The sequence below is a fragment of the Sporofaciens sp. St.21A7 genome (genome assembly GCF_059728535.1).
This window is the reverse complement of sequence record NZ_BAAGFN010000001.1, coordinates 4426058-4447440: the sequence shown is the minus strand read 5'-3', so window position 1 is coordinate 4447440 and position 21383 is coordinate 4426058. Positions and strand designations below refer to the sequence as shown.

Below are 21383 nucleotides of genomic sequence, written 5' to 3'. Positions count from 1 at the left end.
GTAGACCGATGAAGGAAAATAAATTAACGAATTTGATGAAGGGTCAGGCAATATGGGTAGTATTTATCGTGCTTTGTATTGGGTTTACGATTGCCAATCCAAGATTTATTACGGCGACGAATCTTTTGATTATGCTTAGGCAGGTAGCAGTATGGGGGATTGCATCCGTAGGTATGACGTTCGTGATCCTGCTGGGGGATATTGACCTTGCGACCGGTTCAATTATTACATTTGTGAATGTATTGTGTTCATATCTGATGGTACATATGGGAGTGCCGATGGCATTGGCGATTATCATCACGCTGGCTGCTTCCACGCTGATTGGCGTACTGAACGGGTTCATGGTATCCACCATAGGTATCCCGGCCTTGATTGCCACATTTGCCACACAGACGGCATTTTCCGGTATCGCGCTGATTATCTGCGATGGACAGCCGATCAACGGATTTACAGAGTCGTTTAAGGTCTTCGGACAGGGGAAGATAGGGCCTGTGCCTGTACCGGTCATCATCATGATACTTTGCTTTGCACTGGGTGCGTTTATTCTGAATAAGACGTATTTCGGGCGTTACTTTTACGCCGTGGGCGGCAATATCGAGGCGGCAAGGCTGTCCGGTATCCGTACGGGAAGGGTAAAATATCTGGTATTTGCACTTTCTGGATTTTTCGCAGGATTAGCAGGACTCGTACTTTTGTCCCGTGTTAATTCAGGAATGGGAAATGCGGGGCTTGGATATGAGTTCAAGGTGATTACCTGCGTGGTACTGGGCGGTGTGTCCGTATCCGGAGGTTCCGGAAGGATGTCTGGAGTCGTAGCGGGGACATTTATCATCAGCGCGCTGAATAATGGTATGGTATTGATTAACCTGAATAGCTGGGTGCAGAATATCGTGCTGGGAATCGTGCTTGTGCTTGCCGTTGGATTTGACTGCTACCAGAAGAAGAGACAGGCGAACTGATTTTAGGGTGCATAAAAATCTCGGCAAAATCTTGGAAAATAGAAGGTTTGCCGAGATTTTTCAGAAGAAATGGTTTATAATGGAAGAATCAGGAGGTATGAAGTATGAAAGCAGCAGTTTATCATGGCCCGCAGGATTTGAGGGTAGAAGAAGTTCCGGTAAGGGAACTGAAAGACAACGAAGTGATGATACAGGTGAAATATTGCGGCGTATGCGGTACGGACATCCACATCTTTAACGGGGACGGCGGTTCCTTCGAGGTGAATCCGCCGCTGATTCCCGGGCATGAATTTTCCGGTGTTGTTGCGAAGGTAGGTTCGGCAGTCACAACGGTAAAAGAGGGGGACAGGGTCAGCGGCGACCCCAACGATATGTGCGGGGAGTGTTATTTCTGTAAGAATGCCATGCAGCATTTCTGCACCAACAATGTGGGCGTTGGTACGACGGTGGACGGCGGGTTCGCCGAGTACGTGATTATGCGGGAGAAGCAGGTGTATAAGTTCTCGGATAGCCTAAGTTTTAAAGAGGCTGCCATGGCGGAGCCCATTTCCTGCTGCCTGCATGGGATTGACCTTTGCAATATTAAACCCGGATGTACCGTCCTTGTCATGGGCGGGGGACCCATTGGCATGATTATGATGCAGCTTGCGAAGAATGCGGGGGCGGCACGGGTGATTATGTCCGAACCTGTGGAGGAGAAGCGTGAGCAGGCGTTGAAGCTTGGGGCGACGAAGGTCATCAACCCAATAGAAGAAGACGTACAGGCTGTCTTGGATGCGTATTGTGAGAATGTTGACGTGGTGATTGAGTGTGTAGGGAATATTCATACTCAGGCGGATGCGGTAAAGTTTGCGGGAAAAGGCGCAACGGTCATGTATTTCGGGCTGGCGTCCCCGGAGGAGTCTTATCCGCTGAAACCGGATGATGTGTTCAAGAAAGAGCTGACGATTACTTCGTCGTTCATTAATCCATATACATTTGAGCGGGCAATCCGCGTGTTGGAGTCAGGAATGATTGAGCTTGAGAGCTTGATTACGAATGTGGTTCCGCTGGATGATATTGTGGATGTGTTCACGAAACCGGAATACCGCAGGGCTGGAAAAGCGATGATTAAAATTGCTGACTAGAGAATGGGGTAATTCAAAGAATATTCAAGATTTACAAAAGGGGCGGCGCTTTATTGTGCCGCCCCTTTATCCGTGTACCTAATGGGCACACGTTCTAGCGCTTATACTGAGCCATGAATTCCTCAATCTCTTCCACAGTCTTAGGAATCTTTCCTGACAGCACCTCGCAGCCGTCTTTCGTGACGAGAAGCGTATCCTCAATCCGGATTCCAAGTTTCAGGTCGTCGAAATACAATCCCGGTTCCAGTGTAAACATCATATTCTCTTCCAGCGGAACATCATTATTCCCTACATCATGGGCATAAAGACCGATATAGTGTCCGGAACCATGGAAGTAGTACTTGGAAATCTCCTCTGGTTTTTGGATATATCCAAGCCGAATCAACTCGTCAGCCATGACAGACTTGCTCAATTCCTGAAGTTCTTCCTTGGGCTGTCCGGGTTTTGAAGCGGCAAGGGCTGCATCAAGGCCCGCCAGCACTACATTGTAGAGCTCTTTCTGCTGTTCGGTAAATTTCCCGTTCACAGGAAACGTCCTGCTGACGTCGGCGGCATAATACCCCCACTCGGCGCCAAGGTCAAAGAGGATCATATCCCCATCCAGCATCTTCCGGTGGTTGTCTTCATAATGCATACAGCACGCGTTGGCTTCCGAAGCCGCAATCGTAGGAAATGCATGCCGGGCATTCATAGAACGCAGGGTATAATCAAAATGCGCCTCAATCTCATACTCATACATATCCGGGCGCAGGTGGGCAAGAATATTCTCCACGCCTTTTGCCGTAATGTCACAGGCTTTCCTGTGCAGGGCAATCTCTTCGGGAGACTTTACCTGCCTCATCAATCCTAAATCGTAAAAGGTATTGTGCATCTTTAATGTGGGGTTATACTCATGGACCCGGGCGGCAAACTTTTGGGCCTCGTTCGTGGAAAATGCTCCTTCCCAGTTCGCAATGTCGATATAGACATTCTGTACACGGCCAGACCCACTGAAAAACGGGAGGGAATCCTCGAAAGTTTCCAGATATTCTACATTCTCAATACCTGTCTCTTCCTTTACGCTTTCTTTGGTATAGAATATCCCGAGCCATCTCTTCGCCATCTCGTTCGGATGGTCAATAAATAATACTTCCCGTACCTTCCCGGCGATCTTTGTAATCATAAGGACAGCCTTAGGCTGTGTAAATCCGGTCAGGTAATAAAAATTGGCGTAAGGGGTAAAATGATGCATCATATCGCCGCGGTCGCCCCTCTGCCCGCCAGAAAAGACGAATCCGGCGGATCCGTCTTCTAATAAGTCGCTGTATAGTTTTCGCTTTGAAGCATGGAAATCTTTTGTAATCATAATCTTTCGTTATTTTCCTTCATAAATTTATATTCTGCAACAGACCTGTCAAAGCCCTCAATATGTGTATAGAACCACTGAATTACATTCTCATGTACTTTTTTCACAAAAGCGTTAGACGGCCCTTCCTCTTCCACCAACATCTCCTCAAGCTCCTTGATGGTGTTCTTGAACGCCTCATGCTGTGCCTTATGCTTCTCAAATCCCGGATATTCAATCTCCTGCTGAAGCTTTTCCTCGGCGGAGAAATGGAAGTCCGTATAATCCGCAAGATAGTCCATCATCTTGATTGCCGCGGTCTTCTCATTGCTCTGCTCGCAGCTGTCCAATAACTTGTTGATGCGGTCAATCAGCTCCTTGTGATGAGAGTCAATCATCTCGTTGCCAGTTACCAGGTTTTCACTAAATTCTGCATACATAAAATGTATCCTCCTCTTAAAATTAAAGTATATCTTCATCTTCCCGCCCAAGACATGGGCAGGAAGGTTCAATCTAAAATCAGTAAAGCACGGCCGTGTCCTTCTTTAAATGGGCTGGTGGGACAGCTTAGTCGCCTTCTTCTCCTGCGTGGCATACACAAAGGGATAAATCACGCAAGCCAGTGCAAAAGCCGCAATCACATCCGTCACGGAGTGCTGCTTCAAGAACACGGTAGATAAGATAATCAATACGGCAAGCAGATAAGCCCCATACTGTATCTTCCTGTGCTTTTTAAGCGCCTCGCTGTGCCAGATGGCGATACAGACGCCAAGGGAATTAAACACATGGATACTGGGCAGCACGTTCGTCGGCGTATCCGTGGCATAGACATGTTTCACCAGCTCGACGAAAATATTATCTCTTGCAAATGTAGCCGGACGCAGATTCAGCCCATTGGGGAATACGGTACATAAGAACAGGAAAAACGTCATCCCGACTATCAAGAAAGCGCTAAGGCGGTAAAACCCTGTCTTATCCGTAAAGAAAAAATATCCGGCGGCAACAGCCACAAACGCAAACCATAACAGATATGGCACAATAAAATATTCAACAAAAGGAATGTAATCATCAAGGGGCGAATGAATCAGGAAATAATGGACGTCCGTCCTTTTCTCCAGATAAATGAACCATGGCATATAAATGAATCCATATAACAATACCCATGCGTGCCGATATTTTTTTATAAAGTTCTTCGTCCGTTGGATGATGCTCATAATTATTACCTCTTTTACATAAGCCTGAAGATCAATGCGTTTAGATATAGGCGTTCTCTAAAGCATATTCATGGTTCAATCCGAATTATAACATGAAAAAAAAGAATCAACAACAAAGTTCATGGTTTGTTAATAATTTTCATTCCTTTTTTCAAATATCTGCATGTCAAAATGCTGAGAACCCTTTTTTAGCATGTCCGGAGTATTGAGTGTCCATACGGCGACAGGCACATGAAAAATATGTTTAAGAATCCAGACATTGACAATCGGCAGATCATTCAAGTTATAAGAGATAAAATCCGGCCTCCCTAAAAAATTTGATAATAAATGCTTTACCATGAAGCGGAAAAGCCATGCCTCTTTCAAGGGATCGCGGGTCAAATTGGACGAAAGCTGCCCGCGCAGGATGTGGGGCGCGTTCAGTCTGAACCAGCGGATCCCGATGGTGTTGAAGGACTGAATCAGGCAAGGACCTTGGTAATGGCTGAGGCAGCGCATAGTCTCCCGGCAAATGTACATCGAGGAATCCGGAATTTTAAGCTCAATCAGCAGGGGGACCCGTCCCTTTACGAGGGAAAGCACTTCGTCAAAAGAGGGAATCGTCTCGGCAGTACCGCAAAGGCGGCAGGATTTCACCTCCTCATAGGTCAGATTTTCTACCGTGTCCGGGCGGCCGCAGAGCCGTTCCAGCGTGTCGTCGTGAAAGACTACCAGCCGCCCGTCCCTGGTAAGGTGGAGGTCGATTTCAATACCGTACCCTTTTCCCAGCGCGGCGCTAAAGGCCGCCATGGAATTTTCGGGAATACCCTTCTCTATGCAGTGATACCCTCTGTGGGCGAACATGGTGTGCCTATAGCGGCGCATATCTCTTCGGCGGGTGAAGCGCGGAGAGATGGCGAATATGTATAGTAAGAGAATTATTGTCAATATGATGAAAATAAGTACCAGCATAACACGTTCCTCTAAAAAATCATCTGTAAAGGCGCTGCAATGATCCGAAGCTTTTCGGAGTGCAGCGACATGGAAACTTGCGTCTGACGAAAGACCGGCTCTCCGTCCGTATGGAGGGGGAGAGGGCTTTGGCTTGCAATCTCCATTTTCCTGCAGCGATAGATATGGACGCCCCGGAAACGGGTATGCCAGCCCTTATATGCCGTAGGAAGCAGGGACAGTATCTTTAGTTTGGACAGCCCGGATATGACAATGACGTCCAAAAAATCATCTTTGCAGTCCGCAGCCGGGCAGAAAAGAAAACCGCCGCCTTCGTAGGGCTGGTTCATAGCCGTGGCAAAATAGGCTTTCGGAAACTTCATCTTGTGCTTATCATCCAATGTCACGGTAATCTGCCCGGGAGTGAGGGTAAGGATTTGGTGCAGCGCAATTCCCACATAAGTCAGCTTCCCGAGACCCAGTCTGTTTAGCAGCGGCTTTAAGGGGGAAACCATGGCTTCATGGCAGATGCCGGCGTCAAAACCTATCCCCGAGCTTACGGCGAACCGCCGTTTCCTGCCGTCATATGTAAGGATACCGATATTGGCCGACAGATAGCGGGTAGGCGAAAGGATATTGGAAAGCGCCGGAAGCGGGTCGGTGGGAAGCCTGAGGCTTCGGGCAAAATCATTGCTTGACCCGGTGGGAATGTACCCAAGGGTGGCTTTGGACAGATACGCAATACCATTAACTACTTCATTGATTGTACCGTCTCCACCAAGTACGATGATGGTGTGGCATTCCCCGTCTCCGGTAATCTTCCGGGAAATTTTTACGGCATGCTGCCGGTATTTTGTAAAAAATACCTCATAGGGGATTCCCTGCTTCTTTAAGGCGGGTTCCACTTGACGGCTCCATATCTTGCGTCCTAAGCCGGATTTAGAATTCGGGTTGACGATGAAGGTGTATCCAGATGTCCTCATAAAGACCTCCTTATAGATAATATCTATAAATTGAAAAGTTATATTATAATTAATGATTGGATTTATTGGAAGGGCAGCGTTATAATACACTTACAAGATATTATTGTAAATGGTTTCACTACCATATTCCCTTCTAAAAAATCCTTTGAGTCCGCTTGCTCGAAGGATTTTTACTTTTGGGTTTTGAAAAGCCCGTCCAGATATATTTCCAGAGAACGCCGCATATTTCCCTCAAAATCTGTGTCGCCGCCTTTCAGGCACCACTCAAAAACATTTCCTATGACAATCATCCGGATGTCTGTGGAGATGTCTTCTAAGCCGGACGTGGGAGACACAACGCCGGCGTCGATTGCTTTTCGCAGGTAATCGGATACCGTTACGATAGGGTAGGGGCGCTTTGTCCAAATCAGCGGATTCAGGGATTGGTTCTTGGGCGTATAATAATTAGCCATAAATTCTACGCCCAGGTTTTGGCAGTAATGTACATAATTCAGGTATACATAGACGATTGCCTGCTTTGCCTCCTCTGGGGTGGCAGGTAAATCCAGAAGATTTGGGTCGATGCCGGGCTGCTCTTCTATGTAATAGGAAAGGAGGTCGTCCTTGGTCTTAAAATGATGGTAAAAACTTCCGTTGGAGACGCCGGCCTCTTCGCAAATATTCTTGATGGAAAGCTGTTCGTAACCTTTTTTTTGCAAAATGTTTTTTGCGGCGCGGAAAATTTTTGCCTTTGTTTCCTGTGATTTTAACTGCTGCCGGGACAGCTCTTGGATTTCCTGGTTCATATTGTAGCTCCTTGAGAATCGTTATCTTATCCTTTCCTGCGTTATACGTCACAGTTGAACGTACACGGTTAAAGTTCTTTCTGTGGTATACGATTATAACATAGCGCAGGAGGATTTTCAAGAAAACCGAGTGAACTCGGTATCTGCCGTCAGAATATATCTATTGATAGCATAGACTGCGGCTGATTAGAAATTCAGACGCGGTGCTTTGCCGGAATTTTTAAACAGAGTGAACTCGGTATTGAGTATTTCGTTGCAGATTTGGCAGATTTTAGTTATAATAAAAAACAGTGTGAGGAGGTCCGCGGTAAGCGGGCGTTACTATCATCTTACGGTTGGTGATAAGGGAAATTTTAGAAAGGGTATAGAGCATGGATATTAATCAGAAGATTACGGAAGAACTGGGTGTGAAGAAATGGCAGGTGGATGCAGCAGTCAAATTGATCGACGAAGGCAATACCATACCATTTATAGCAAGATACCGGAAAGAGGCGACCGGAACTCTGGACGATGAGCAGCTTAGGAAACTGCATGAGCGGCTGACTTATCTTCGCAATCTGGAGGAAAAGAAGGAGCAGGTATTATCCAGTATCGAAGAGCAGGGAAAGATGACGGAAGAACTGAAAAAGCAGATTCTTGCGGCAGAGACACTGGTAGTCGTAGAAGACTTGTACCGCCCTTACCGCCCGAAGAGAAGGACACGGGCGACCATAGCAAAAGAAAAGGGGCTTGAGCCGTTGGCTGCGGTCATTACACTGCAGAAGACAAAGCAGCCGGTTGAAGAACTGGCTGCAAAATACATAGATTCCGAGAAAGGCGTTAATACTGTGGAGGAAGCCATTGCCGGAGCGAAGGATATTATCGCCGAAGGCATTTCCGATGAGGCAGATTACCGCATCTGGATTCGGAAGATTACCGCGCAGAAAGGGCGTGTCGTTTCAGCGGCGAAGGATGAGAAGGCAGAGTCCGTATATGAGATGTACTATGACTTTGAAGAGCCGGTGAACCGCCTTGCGGGACATCGGGTTCTGGCGCTGAACCGGGGGGAGAAGGAGAAGTTTTTGTCCGTGAAGATTGAGGCACCGGAGGAGGATATCATCCGCTATCTGGAGAAGAAGACCATCCATGGGGATAATCGGTTCACAGCTCCGATTTTGAAAGCTGTGGTGGATGACAGTTATAAGAGGCTGATTGCGCCTGCAATTGAGCGTGAGATCCGCAATGATTTAACTGAGAAGGCAGAATCTGGGGCGATTGAGGTATTTAAGAAGAATCTGGAGCAGCTTTTGATGCAGCCGCCGATTGTGGGGCAGACGGTCCTTGGCTGGGACCCGGCGTTTCGTACCGGATGCAAGCTGGCAGTCGTTGACCCTACCGGAAAGGTTATCGGAACAACGGTCATCTATCCGACGGCACCCACGACGCCCCAGAAGATAAAAGCGTCGAAAGATCTTCTCAAGAAGATTATCGCAAAATATAATATTACTTTGATTTCCGTGGGAAACGGTACTGCTTCCCGTGAATCAGAGATGTTTATTGTAGAGCTGCTCAAAGAGATACCTCAGAAGGTGCAGTATGTAATTGTCAACGAGGCGGGGGCTTCCGTATATTCTGCAAGTAAGCTGGCGTCGGAGGAATTTCCTAAGTTCGACGTAGGGCAGAGGAGCGCGACGTCCATTGCGAGGCGCCTGCAAGATCCTCTGGCAGAGCTGGTGAAGATAGACCCTAAGTCTATCGGCGTGGGCCAGTATCAGCATGATATGAACCAGAAGAAGCTAAGTGAAGCGTTGTCGGGCGTGGTAGAAGACTGTGTGAACCGGGTAGGAGTCGATCTGAATACGGCATCTGCGCCACTTCTGGCATACATTTCCGGTATCTCCGGGACAATCGCCAAGAATATTGTGGCATACAGGGAAGAGAATGGGAAATTTGCCAACCGGAAGCAGCTTCTAAAAGTCGCCAAGCTTGGGCCTAAGGCTTTTGAGCAGTGTGCAGGTTTTATGCGGATTCAGGGAGGGGACAACCCGCTGGATGGCACGAGCGTACATCCGGAAACCTACGAGGCTGCGGCAAAATTGCTGGCGAAGCAGGGCTTTGCCGTGGAGGATATCAGCGGAGGGAAGCTCGTGGGCCTGTCGCTGACGATTAAAGATTACAAGAAGCTGGCAGAAGAGCTGGGAGTGGGCGAGATTACTTTACGGGATATTGTAAAGGAGCTGGAGAAGCCGGCAAGAGACCCCCGTGACGAGATGCCTAAGCCCATATTGAGGACGGACGTCTTGGAAATGAAGGATTTGACCGAGGGGATGCTGCTGAAAGGCACGGTGAGGAACGTCATTGATTTCGGCGTGTTCGTGGACATCGGAGTCCATCAGGACGGATTGGTGCATATTTCCGAGATTACAGACAAGAAGTTTATCAAGCACCCGTTGGAAGTGGTGAGCGTCGGGGATATCGTGGATGTCAAGGTGCTGGGCGTTGATATGAAGAAGAAGCGCATCCAGCTTACAATGAAGGGGATTTCGTAGGCCGCGGCTGGGCGGTAAAGCAGTAAGAATGAGGAGTTCATTCCTGATAAAGAGAGGTGCCGGAAACCGTTGGTGGGCGGCATCCCTCTTTTTTTTGTGCAAAAGTGGGAATGACTATATTGACAATTATTTTATTTTGCCTATAATAAACTTATCAGAAGGCAACTCGTAAGAAGGTAACTCGTAAGAAGGCAACTGATAAGAAAGTGAATCATAAGAAGGAGAATGATATGTTTTATTGCCGTGAAAAAGAAATTAATACGATGAACCAGCGATATGATAAAGGAAATTTTGAATGCATTGTCATTTATGGAAGAAGACGTGTGGGCAAGACGGCTTTAATCAATGAATTCTGCAAAGGAAAGCCTGCAATCTATTTTTCGGCTTTGAATGCTTCCTCTCAGGAGAATCTGGAAGCTTTGTCCAAAGCAATTTACCTCTATAAGAATCCGGGTGAGATTCGTGCGCCTGTCTATCAGAATTATGAAAATGCACTGGAAGCAGTCACGGAGATTGCGAAGGAGCGGCGTGTTGTTTTCGTGATTGATGAGTATCCTTATCTGGCAAAGGCAGAGAAGTCGATATCTTCAAGGTTACAGCATGTGATAGATCATGTATGGCAGAACGGACAGCTCTTTTTGATTTTATGCGGTTCATCTATGACTTTTATGGAATATCAGGTATTAGGGTATGAGAGTCCGCTGTATGGAAGACGGACGGCGCAATTCAAAATACAGGCATTGACTTACCGGGAGATGACGGCATTCCATCAAGAATTGGATGTGGAAGATCAGGCGTTGTTATACGGCATTACAGGAGGGATTCCCCATTATATTAATAAGCTGGAGGTTGAAGGAGATATGGATGAGGCGTTGAAAGAACATCTGTTCAATGCATCCAGCTATCTGTTTGAAGAGCCGGAGAATCTTCTCAAACAGGAGTTGAGAGAGCCGGCGGTTTATAATTCTGTCATATCCGCAGTCGCGGGCGGAGCCAGCCGTGCAAATGAAATCGCCACGAAGGTTGGAGTGGAATCGGGAATTTGTGCGAAATATCTCAGGGTACTTCTGGAACTAGGGATTCTGAAAAAAGAAACGCCCGTTACGGAAAAAACAGGAAAGAAGACAATTTATGGCATAGATGATAATTTTTTCCGGTTCTGGTATCGTTTTGTCCCGGGGAATATGTCCGCAATCAGCGCCGGACGGATGGAACAGATTTACGACCGGGCAGTCAGGAAGTATCTTTCAGATTATATGGGACTGGTCTTTGAAAAAATGTGCCGGGAATATTTGCTGCGGTATGCCCAGGACTTACCGATTTTATTGGGCGAGGTAGGCCAATGGTGGGGAACAGATCCGAAGACGCACAAGGAAGTGCAGATAGATATTGTGGGCGTACCTGTGGAAGGAAGGGAATATATTATCGGTTCCTGCAAATATAAGAATGTACAGATAGGTGTGGACGAACTGGAACTGCTTCGTCAATATGCGGCTGTGTTCAATCGGGGGTGCAGATTCCATTATTTCATATTTTCAAAAGGGGGGTTTACGCAATCTCTTCAAGAGCTTTCAAGGCAGGGAGAGGTCACACTTTTGACGCTTGAGGATATTTATAGGAGATGATTGTTATCGGTAGGTTCTGTTGGTGGTCATGTGCTTGGGGCGATTGGTAAATAGCATGAGAAGCGGAAGTATTCGCGTAAAATATCTGAATATTCTAATAAATATAAAAAAGAAATAAAATATTAAAAAAATATATTGACAAACATGAATAAGTGTGATATCTTATATTTAACAAATAACAGAACCGAATTACAAGACAGACGCGAGCTGTAAGTGATGGGATGTTATTTAAGAATCAACACAAGTGTTGGAAGAAGATTCTTGAGAAAGAAGGCGCTGAGTATCAGGAGTCGAAGAGTTTATGAATAGGAGGTACGGACCACCAAGAACTTAAACTTATTTCCGGGATTTAAATCAAGATACCAGAATCGGCAAGTGAATTGGTAAAGCATCGAGAATCTTGGACCGAGGAAGAAAGAGGTAAAAAGAATGATTGAAGGGTTAGAGTAAAGGCGGATATCAATGAAAAGGTTGGTATCCGTCTTTACATGTTTTATATTCGGAATAATGCCTTTTGCCTCCAACGCAGCAGTGTATTTCTTGCGTGGTTTTACCGCACCAACCCTTTTTCTATTTCACAGGTATGGATCTTGGTTCTTTCATCATAATTGATTCCAATCAACAATATTTCCCCTCCGTAATCCTTTAACACTTCCGGATATCCCTTATCTTTTATCTGGCGAATCGCCCCTCCTGATGTCTTGTTCCATTTTAACTCGACGACCATCGCTGGAAGCTTCGTAAGTCTTTTGGGAATAAACACAACGTCGGCGATCCCTTTCCCCGACGGCAGTTCTTCAATCTTCACATACTGGCCAAATGTTACAATATATGCAAATTTTATCACCGCCCTCAACGCCAGTTCGTTGTTGTAATAAACCGGCGCATACTGCTCTTTCCGGATTTCTTCAATAGCCCTGGCCACCGCATCTCCATTTCCTGCAACCGTGTCGTCCAACAGCTTTCGGGAACGGCGGATCAGTTCCATCCATTTGGGATTGACATCGTTTCCCTTCAATATATTCCTGAATTCATTGCGTACTTCTTCATTCGGTATCCGCACTGTATGCTCCGATTTTCTATAAGTTAAATACCCCAGATGGGTGAGCAGCGTAAGGATGTCATCCCTGCTCCGGAACGTTTGAAAATCATTCTGGAAACTCCAGGTATCTACCTCAATCTCCTCTCCGGTAATAAGCCTGGAAACCATTTCCTGCATGCCGTCAAAATCCATATTAATATATGTTTTCAAAGATTCTGCCGCAGACGATTCTCTCCAGAAAGAGCGGCATTCTGCCGCCTCCATGGCCCTTACGACAGAAAACGGATTATAGATTGAACCCACCTCATGGAAATCGTATCCGTCATACCAGGCTTTCACTTTTTCAAAATCCATTTTATTCTTCTTACAAAGTTTCCGTACCTCTCTCTCAGTAAAACCCGTAAACTCTGCAAACTGATCCGGGTTCAGGATTGAATACTCCTGAAAATCCGAAATCGCAGATTGGGATCCATTTGCATCCCATTCGTCAATAATGAAGATAAATGACTTCCCCTCCGGCTTCTCAACATAGCGGACCAGGCAATCCGTAAGACTCTTCTGCCACGGCAGTTCGGGAGCTTGCAGCATAAGTTCCTCATGGATTGTCCCAACAATCATATTGGGTACGTCCCTGAGTGGAATCCCCTGTCTCTTGGCAGCAGATATGAAACCAGTAATATCCAGATAGATTACATTGTATTGGTTTAAATAAGTACGGTATGATTTTGCCTTACCGATATTCCGCTTTGCAAACAAATGATGGGAATCGCAGGAGCAGTCATAGTATGCACACAGCATCTTTGCCGCATAGGATTTTCCAAAACGCCGGGGTCTGCTGATACACAGCAGATTATTGGGCCCGCCAATCCTCTGGTTGACCAGCCGGATCAACCCCGTCTTATCAATATATTCACCTCTGCAGATCTGCTCAAAACCGATATTCCCCGGATTAAGATAAATCCCCATTCCTGCCACTCCTTACCTTCAAAGCCTCAAATCACTCCAAACATCCCTTCGATCTCCTCATCGTCCATCATCCGGCTGCTTCTATTCCCGGCATTCGCAAGCATCGCCTCCACCCGGTTCGCAAGCGTCACGTCAATGAACCTCCCTACTTCGATTCCACGAAGTTCAAAAAACAGCAGCGGATTCTCATCTAGCCTCACCCCTACCCCGTAGAGCGCTGCAGCCACATGCTTGCAGAGCAGCGCCCAGTCCGGGCAGCTGCAGTTAAAACTAATCTCCCGGGGAGCCGGGAACAATCCGTCCTTGCCCTGGAATAATTCCTGCATCTCTTCCGGAAAGTCTCCTGCCAGTAGCGCCTCCAGATTTTCAAGTTTCCTTCCACATCTTTGGATAATGGACTGGCATCGCTCCTCCGACAGGGGGCTAATCCTAATCTCTACCTTATAAGGGGTCTTGCGCGTCCCCTGCACCCTCGCAAGGATCTTGCCCTTCTGGATCTTCAAGTCAATCACTGCGCCGGTTCGGACATAGCGTTTTCCACGGTCCAGACGGCTTTCGTAATCCGCATACCGCTCCAGATTATCGCACCATGCCTTCCCCCACCAGTGATTGACAATGCTCCTTCCCTTTATTACGACAGGCTCTAATACCTTTCCCTTTGCTTTCTCTTTCTTCTTGCTTTCCGCCGATTTCTTCCGCAGTTCCGACGCATTCGGCTGGCTATATTGCGGGAACTCTCCCCAGTATTTGCTCATCTTGAGCCCTCCTTCATCCGCACGCTCCCTGACGGGCGCACATGCTTGCCCATCGAATTTTAAATATCACCGCCCGGCTTCCTACCCAAGCCTCAGAAGGGACATCAGTTCATCATTCCCAAGCTCTGTAATCCAGCTCTCGCCGCTGGATCCAATTACATTCTCTGCCAGTTCCTTCTTGGATTCGATGACCTTGTCGATTTTCTCTTCAATGGTCTTCTGGCACACCAGCTTATGCACCATCACATTCTTCTTCTGCCCAATCCGAAACGCCCGATCTGTCGCCTGGTTCTCCACAGCCGGATTCCACCAGCGGTCAAAGTGAATGACGTGGTTTGCCTTCGTCAGGTTCAGCCCGGTGCCTCCTGCTTTCACGGACAATACGATGAACGGCACGTACGCCTCTCCCTGAAACGCCTCCACAATCTTCCCCCGGCTTGCCACAGGCGTCCCGCCGTGCAGCACGTAACCGTCCGCATGGAAGATTTCTTTGAGAAATGCCGCCAAATGGTTGATGATCTCCCGGAACTGGGTAAATACCAGCACCCGCTCTCTCTTTTCATAAATGGTCTCGCAGATTTCCCTTAGCATCGCGAATTTTCCACTCTCTTCTTCCGCAAATGTCTGCTGCCCCAGATACTGGTCCGGATGGTTGCAGATCTGCTTGAGCTTTACGATGGTAGACAAGACAATGCCGCACCGCTCGATTCCGTCGGATTCCATCACCCGCTTTTCCATTTCATCCACGACATTCCGATACAGCACCACCTGTCGTTTTGACAGCCCTACATAATCCATCGTCTCCAGTTTCTCCGGAAGATCCTTGATGATACGTTTGTCTGTTTTCAGCCTTCTTAACATAAACGGGGCCACCATGGATTTCAGCCTTGCATAGTTTTCCGGGCAATCCTTCAACTTCTTACAGAAATCACGGAACTCTGTTGACGTACCCATCAGCCCTTTGTTCAGGAAATCAAACAAAGACCAGAGGTTCGTCAAATCATTTTCAATAGGCGTTCCCGTCATGGCGATACGCATACGTCCGGAAAGCTGTTTAATCTCCCGGGTCTGCTTCGTCCCGGGATTCTTGATTGCCTGCGCCTCGTCCAGTATGATACACGACCACTGGATTTCCCTCAGCTCTTTGATCCGTGAAACCATTCCGTAGGTCGTGATATTCAAAAATGTGGGTTCTGCTTTCACCATCTTCCCTAAGGCGGCTGCCCCACCGCCATGGAGAATAGATAAATCCATGCCTGGAACAAACTTTTCCGCCTCCTTCTGCCAGTTCCCAAGCAGCGACGCAGGTACGACCAGCAGCACACGGGCAGACTTATCCTGTTTCCTGAGCTTCTCCAGATAAGCTAGGACCTGCAGGGTCTTCCCAAGCCCCATATCATCAGCAAGGCATGCGCCGAACCCTAACTGGTCCATATAGCCAAGCCAAGCGTAGCCGTTTTTCTGGTAGGGGCGTAGTACAGCTTTTACCGTGCCGGGGACGGCAGCCTTTCGGATCTTCTCTGGTTTCCTTAAATTTGCCAGCAGGGAGGACAGCCATTTCCCGTTTGTGACCAAAACGCCTACATCGGCTGCTTTCCCTTCCGTGCCTGCCCCCATCTCCATCCGGAGGGCTTCCATCAAAGTAATCTCCCTGTCTTGCCCTTCCATTTCCTTCAGCAGCCGTTCCAGCCGGGCATGGTCTACCTCAATCCATTTTCCTTTCAGGAACGCCAGCCCTTCCGTCTGTGCCAAAAGCTTACGGATGTCTTCTTCCGACAGCTCCACGCCGTCCACCATCAGCTTGGGCTTCATAGAAATCAATGCGTCAAACCCAAGCATGGACGGCTTCTCGTCGCCTAAGCTCACCGCCATGGATACGGCCGCTGCATTCCGCTTCCACCAATTGGGAATCCGGCACAGAATCCCAGTCTCCTCAATCTCTTCGATCTGTTTCAGGAATGTATATGCCTCTTGGGATGTGAGCTTTAGGGGATGGAACAATTCCCCGCTGTCCATGAACCCGCCGATCAGCTCGGACACCTCCGCCGCACGGTTCAGGCAAGACAGCAGGGCAAGCAGCTTGCTCCGGTCATTCTGGTATTCTGTCAAGGCATATTTCAGAGGGACATGCCGGATCTTCCCGTGTTCTCCCTTTGTGGCGTACGTGGCAAGGAAGGCGAACGGGAAATCCGGGTCTTTGTTCTCCACCAGATGAAAAAATACCCGCTCGGGAACGCGCAGCTCCTGATTCTTTTCCGTCAGGTACATCTCCACCGTACCGTCGTAGTCTGCGATTTCTTGGGAGAAGATTGCCTGAAGCTTCCGGAATACGTCCCGGAGCCATTTTTTCGTAATATGCTCTGCGCCGATTGCAAAGGGAACCGCCCACAGAAGTTCTTCGGCAGCTTCATCGGTCAGTATTACCTTTGCTTTTCCCCGCGCGATTTCCAGTTCCGGCAGATCTGTGAGCCCGCCGAAGAAGGCGGCGGCCACCTGATAAAGGAAGCTCTCCGAGGGGGTTGCATCCTCCGGTTTCCCTTCGAGGCCGAACCGGTAGAGGGACGGGTATCCTCCGTCTATAGTCCACTGCTTTGCCTCCTCAAGCGCCGCTTCCGTGTCCAGGGAAGATACGTCGGGCATGAAACCCTCCTGCGTAAACAGGAATTGGATTGCAGTTCTTTTGTTCGATTTTGACGTCATCGTCTGTACTCACTTTCTGGTTATTATTTTACAGAAATGCTGTTGTATTTTAGTATATATAATTTGTTAATTTCTTGTATTTTATCATTATTTTAAGGGGAATTCAACGATAAGGAAAAATTTAAAATCACTTGACTTCTATTTTTTTTGTGGTAAAATATGTTTTGCATCAAACAGTTTAATATCGAACAATTTGATATCAAACAGATGGGAGATTCTGATAGGTCAACAGCAACTCGTGAAGGATATCAAATATAGAAAAGGAGGCTGATATGAAAAAAAGGGAAGAACGGATTGGTTTCGAGATACGAAGGCTCGATCATATGCTGGCGAGAAATGTGCAGGCCCGTGTGAAAGCGGCAGGACTTGACGAGGTCACGCTGATGCATGGCTGGATCATCCGCTATCTGTATGAGAAACGGGATGAAGATATTTTCCAGAAAGACATCGAACAGCACTTTTCCATAGGGAGATCCACCGTCACGAACATCATTCAGTTGATGGAGAAAAAGGGATTCGTCCTTAGGGAATCTGTGGAACATGACGCTCGGTTAAAGAAAGTGGTTCTGACAGAGAAGGGCGTGCTAAGCCATGAGATGATTGAGAATCTGATCGAAAACCTTGACATGAGCCTTGTCGAAGGGATTACGGACGAGGAATTATCCGTATTTTATTCTGTAGTTAAGCAATTAACTGAGAATCTTTCCAGGCAGGATAGGAGCAATGCTGTGAATACTGGAATAGAGAAAACGCATACCGGTAACAGAGAGGAGGAAGTAAATGATCCGGACTATATTGCATGAAGTAAAAGAATACAAGAAAGCCTCAATCGCGACGCCGTTGTTCATGATTCTGGAAGTTTTGATGGAGATGATGATTCCATTCCTGATGGCTTCCATCATAGACGACGGCGTCAATGCGGGCGATATCGGGCATATCTACAAAGTCGGGGGAGTCATGGTTATTGCGGCGTCCATCGGCCTGCTGGCGGGAATGGCAGGCGGAAGGTACGGCGCCAAGGCAAGCGCCGGGTTTGCAAAGAACCTGCGGGAGACCATGTTCAACCACATCCAGACATTTTCATTTGCAAATATTGACAAGTACAGTACCGCAGGGCTGGTGACAAGGCTTACAACCGATGTAACAAACGTCCAGAACGCCTACCAGATGACCCTTAGGATGTTCACCCGGGCGCCGGCAAGCCTTTTGTGCGCTATGGTCATGGCGTTCCGTATCAACGGGAAGCTTTCCAGCGTCTATCTGGTGGCAGTGGTGATTCTCGGCATCCTGCTGGCGTTGATTATGAGCCATGCGACGGGATATTTCCAGCAGGCATTTCCCAAGTACGATGATATGAACGCGTCTGTCCAGGAAAATGTGTCTGCAATCCGCGTGGTAAAGGCTTATGTCCGGGAAGAGCAGGAGACGGTCAAGTTCCGGAAGGCAAGCGAGAACATTTACAAGATTTTTATGAAGGCGGAATGCAACCTCGTATACAATGCTCCGCTGATGCAGTTGACGGTTTATAGCTGTATCCTGCTGATTAGCTGGATTGGGGCGAAGATGATTGTGGCCTCAGAGCTTACCACAGGCGAGCTGATGAGCCTGCTGGCCTATTGTATGAATATCCTGATGAGCCTGATGATGCTGTCCATGGTATTCGTCATGATTTCTATGAGTATGGCGAGTATCCGGCGTATCTCAGAAGTGTTAAATGAGAGCAGTGACATCAAGAACCCGGAAGAGCCTGTGCATGAAGTAATGGATGGAAGCATTGAGTTTTCGCATGTGGATTTCGCTTACCGGAAGGACAGTAAAAGCCCTGTGTTAAAGGATATTAATCTCAAGATAGAATCCGGCGAGGTGATTGGAATCATCGGTGGGACCGGAAGCGCCAAGACCAGTCTGGTGAACCTGATTAGCCGTCTCTATGACGTGACGGGCGGGGAGGTCCTTGTAGGGGGAAGGAATGTCAGGGAATATGACATGGAAAGCTTACGGAACCAAGTGTCCGTGGTACTGCAGAATAACGTGCTGTTCTCCGGGACGATTCTTGATAACCTGCGGTGGGGCAACCGGGAAGCAACAGAGGAAGAATGCCGGGAAGCATGCCGCGCGGCCTGTGCGGATGAATTCATACAGCGGTTCCCAGAAGGGTATGAGACTCATATTGAGCAGGGCGGCAGCAACGTATCCGGCGGCCAGAGGCAGAGGCTCTGCATTGCCCGGGCATTATTAAAGAAGCCGAAAATCTTGATTTTGGACGACAGTACCAGCGCGGTGGATACGGCGACGGATGCGAAGATAAGAAAGGCGTTCCGGGAGGAGATTCCGCACACGACGAAGCTGATTATTGCACAGAGGATTGGAAGCGTAAAGGACGCAGACCGCATTATCGTGATGGATGAGGGATGCGTGGACGGATTCGGGACTCATGAGGAGCTTCTGCGTGAAAATGCCATTTACCGGGAGGTCTACGAGTCCCAGACCAGCGGCGGCGGAGATTTTGATGAGAAGGCAGGTGATTAAAGATGGCGGGACCGATGAGAAGAGTACCAAGGGGCGTAAAACCTCAGGTCGAGAATCCAATGAAGATATTTAAACGGCTGATGGCGTATGTGTTCCAGTATTATAAGTTCCATTATATGGCAGTAATCGCATTGATTTTCGTGAGCGTACTTGCCAATGTACAGGGAACCATGTTCATGAAAAATCTGATTGACGATTACATAACGCCGTTCCTCATGACGGATGCGCCGGATTTTTCGCCTCTGGCAAATGCAATCGCACGGGTGGCGTGTTTCTATGGCGTGGGGATTCTGTCTACCTATACGTATAACCGAATCATGATCAATGTGACGCAAGGCACGCTTAGGTCGCTTAGGGACGATTTGTTTGCCCATATGGAGCGTCTCCCCATTAAGTATTTTGACACCCATGCCCATGGGGATATCATGTCTGTCTATACCAATGACATTGACACTCTGCGCCAGATGATCAGCCAGAGCATCCCTCAGGTGGTGAACAGCGGGATTACCATTGTCAGCGTATTTGTCAGCATGGTGATTCTGAGCATTCCGCTGACGGCTGTGACCCTTGCCATGGTGGCGGTGATGATTTTAAGCTCCAAGGCGGCAGCCGGAAGGAGCGGGAAGTATTTCCTTGAGCAGCAGAAGAACCTTGGGGCTGTGAACGGGTATATCGAGGAAATGATGAACGGGCAGAAGGTGGTTAAGGTGTTCTGTCATGAGGAGGAGAATCAGAAGGCGTTCAAGGAGCTGAACGACCGTTTGTTCGTCAGCGCGGACAGGGCGAATACCTTTGCTAATTTCTTAGGGCCTATCAATGCCCAGCTTGGAAATATCAGTTATGTGGTGTGCGCGATTGTGGGCGGTGCGCTGGCGCTTAATCATGTGGGCGGATTTACGCTGGGAGGGCTTGCAAGTTTCCTGACGTTTAATAAGAGTTTCAGTATGCCCATCAATCAGGTGAGCCAGCAGTTAAATGCCGTGGTCATGGCGATGGCTGGCGCCCAGCGTGTGTTTGCCATGCTGGATGAGAAGGAAGAGCAGGACGACGGGTATGTCACGCTGGTCAATGCCGTAGAAGAAAACGGGAAACTTACGGAAAGCAGCGCCAGAACCGGAAGGTGGGCGTGGAAACATACCCATCAGGCGGACGGCAGCGTGGACTATGTGGAGGTTAGAGGCGATGTTGTGTTTAACGGCGTGGATTTTGGCTACAGCGATGACAAGATTGTACTCCATGATGTGAAACTGTTTGCCGAGCCCGGGCAGAAGATTGCGTTTGTAGGCTCTACGGGGGCAGGGAAGACCACCATTACGAACCTGATAAACCGGTTTTATGATATTCAGGACGGTAAGATAAGATACGACGGGATTAATATTAATAAGATTAAGAAGGCAGATTTGCGGCGTTCCCTTGGGATTGTATTACAGGACACCCATTTGTTTACCGGGACTGTGATGGAGAATATCCGTTTCGGGAAGCTGGATGCGACGGATGAGGAGGTCGTGGCGGCGGCAAGGCTTGCCAATGCAGACGGGTTTATCCGGAGGCTGCCGGGTGGGTATGATACGATGCTGACCGGGGACGGAGCGAATCTAAGCCAGGGCCAGAGGCAGCTCCTTGCGATTGCGAGGGCGGCTGTGGCAGATCCGCCGGTGCTGATACTGGATGAGGCCACCAGCTCGATTGATACCAGGACGGAGCGGATTGTGCAGGATGGAATGGATAAGCTGATGAATGGAAGGACGACGTTCGTGATTGCACATAGGCTTTCGACGGTGCGCAATTCGGATTGTATTATGGTCTTAGAGCAGGGCAGGATTATCGAGAGGGGGACACATGAGCAGTTGATTGAGGAGAAGGGGCGCTATTATCAGTTGTATACCGGGAACTCAATTAGCGCATAAGGTGCAAGC

At 48.1% G+C, this 21383-nt stretch carries 16 protein-coding genes; 7 read left to right on the top strand and 9 right to left on the bottom strand.

What is annotated here, in order from left to right; genetic code table 11:
* Positions 1-8 precede the first annotated feature (8 nt).
* Both AC6I3O_RS22010 and AC6I3O_RS22005 read left to right on the top strand, forming a co-directional pair.
* A complete protein-coding gene (locus AC6I3O_RS22010) occupies positions 9-959 on the top strand; it encodes an ABC transporter permease (protein ID WP_497852698.1) in 951 nt (316 codons plus the stop codon).
* A gap of 104 nt (positions 960-1063) precedes the next feature.
* Complete coding sequence (locus AC6I3O_RS22005) at positions 1064-2086, top strand: zinc-dependent alcohol dehydrogenase family protein (RefSeq protein WP_497852697.1); 1023 nt, start codon at positions 1064-1066, stop codon at positions 2084-2086.
* Between the two features lie 94 nt (positions 2087-2180).
* On the opposite strand, the gene AC6I3O_RS22000 is transcribed toward AC6I3O_RS22005, so the two are convergent.
* From AC6I3O_RS22000 to AC6I3O_RS21975, 6 genes are all read right to left on the bottom strand, one after another.
* Entirely contained in the window at positions 2181-3431 is a 1251-nt protein-coding gene (locus AC6I3O_RS22000; protein ID WP_497852696.1) for an aminopeptidase P family protein, read from the bottom strand.
* Entirely contained in the window at positions 3428-3850 is a 423-nt protein-coding gene (locus AC6I3O_RS21995) for a bacteriohemerythrin (protein WP_497852695.1), read from the bottom strand. Before AC6I3O_RS21995 ends, AC6I3O_RS22000 begins: the two co-directional genes overlap by 4 nt.
* Positions 3851-3955: 105 nt before the next feature.
* Positions 3956-4624 carry a phosphatase PAP2 family protein gene (locus AC6I3O_RS21990; protein WP_497852694.1) on the bottom strand — a complete coding sequence of 223 codons (669 nt, stop codon included), beginning with the start codon at positions 4622-4624 and terminating at the stop codon, positions 3956-3958.
* A 129-nt stretch (positions 4625-4753) separates the two neighbouring features.
* Entirely contained in the window at positions 4754-5488 is a 735-nt protein-coding gene (locus AC6I3O_RS21985) for a glycerophosphodiester phosphodiesterase (protein WP_497852693.1), read from the bottom strand.
* Between the two features lie 98 nt (positions 5489-5586).
* The gene (locus tag AC6I3O_RS21980; protein WP_497852692.1) at positions 5587-6537 is read right to left on the bottom strand and encodes a diacylglycerol/lipid kinase family protein; all 951 of its coding nucleotides are present in this window, start codon (positions 6535-6537) and stop codon (positions 5587-5589) included.
* A 170-nt stretch (positions 6538-6707) separates the two neighbouring features.
* A complete protein-coding gene (locus tag AC6I3O_RS21975) occupies positions 6708-7322 on the bottom strand; it encodes a TetR/AcrR family transcriptional regulator (protein ID WP_497852691.1) in 615 nt (204 codons plus the stop codon).
* Between the two features lie 371 nt (positions 7323-7693).
* Between AC6I3O_RS21975 and AC6I3O_RS21970 the strand changes: the two genes are divergently transcribed.
* Together AC6I3O_RS21970 and AC6I3O_RS21965 are read left to right on the top strand one after the other, a co-directional pair.
* On the top strand, positions 7694-9850 hold the full coding sequence (locus AC6I3O_RS21970) for a Tex family protein (protein WP_497852690.1): 2157 nt from the start codon (positions 7694-7696) through the stop codon (positions 9848-9850).
* A gap of 230 nt (positions 9851-10080) precedes the next feature.
* Complete coding sequence (locus tag AC6I3O_RS21965) at positions 10081-11475, top strand: ATP-binding protein (protein ID WP_497852689.1); 1395 nt, start codon at positions 10081-10083, stop codon at positions 11473-11475.
* 550 nt (positions 11476-12025) lie between these two features.
* Here AC6I3O_RS21965 and AC6I3O_RS21960 read toward each other — a convergent pair.
* The 3 genes from AC6I3O_RS21960 to AC6I3O_RS21950 all read right to left on the bottom strand — a co-directional run bounded on the left by AC6I3O_RS21960 (position 12026) and on the right by AC6I3O_RS21950 (position 16878).
* Positions 12026-13483: an AAA family ATPase gene (locus AC6I3O_RS21960; RefSeq protein WP_497852688.1), complete on the bottom strand. Its 1458-nt coding sequence runs from the start codon at positions 13481-13483 to the stop codon at positions 12026-12028.
* A 26-nt stretch (positions 13484-13509) separates the two neighbouring features.
* Positions 13510-14238: an SWIM zinc finger family protein gene (locus tag AC6I3O_RS21955; RefSeq protein WP_497852687.1), complete on the bottom strand. Its 729-nt coding sequence runs from the start codon at positions 14236-14238 to the stop codon at positions 13510-13512.
* 81 nt (positions 14239-14319) lie between these two features.
* On the bottom strand, positions 14320-16878 hold the full coding sequence (locus AC6I3O_RS21950) for a DEAD/DEAH box helicase (protein ID WP_497852686.1): 2559 nt from the start codon (positions 16876-16878) through the stop codon (positions 14320-14322).
* A gap of 332 nt (positions 16879-17210) precedes the next feature.
* On the opposite strand from AC6I3O_RS21950, the gene AC6I3O_RS21945 reads away from it, so the two are divergent.
* The 3 genes from AC6I3O_RS21945 to AC6I3O_RS21935 are packed head-to-tail and all read left to right on the top strand — an operon-like array spanning position 17211 to position 21374.
* Positions 17211-17741: a MarR family winged helix-turn-helix transcriptional regulator gene (locus AC6I3O_RS21945; protein WP_497852685.1), complete on the top strand. Its 531-nt coding sequence runs from the start codon at positions 17211-17213 to the stop codon at positions 17739-17741.
* Complete coding sequence (locus AC6I3O_RS21940) at positions 17719-19467, top strand: ABC transporter ATP-binding protein (RefSeq protein ID WP_497852684.1); 1749 nt, start codon at positions 17719-17721, stop codon at positions 19465-19467. The genes AC6I3O_RS21945 and AC6I3O_RS21940 overlap by 23 nt, the downstream gene beginning before the upstream one ends.
* Before the next feature lie 2 nt (positions 19468-19469).
* Positions 19470-21374 carry an ABC transporter ATP-binding protein gene (locus tag AC6I3O_RS21935; protein WP_497852683.1) on the top strand — a complete coding sequence of 635 codons (1905 nt, stop codon included), beginning with the start codon at positions 19470-19472 and terminating at the stop codon, positions 21372-21374.
* Positions 21375-21383 lie beyond the last annotated feature (9 nt).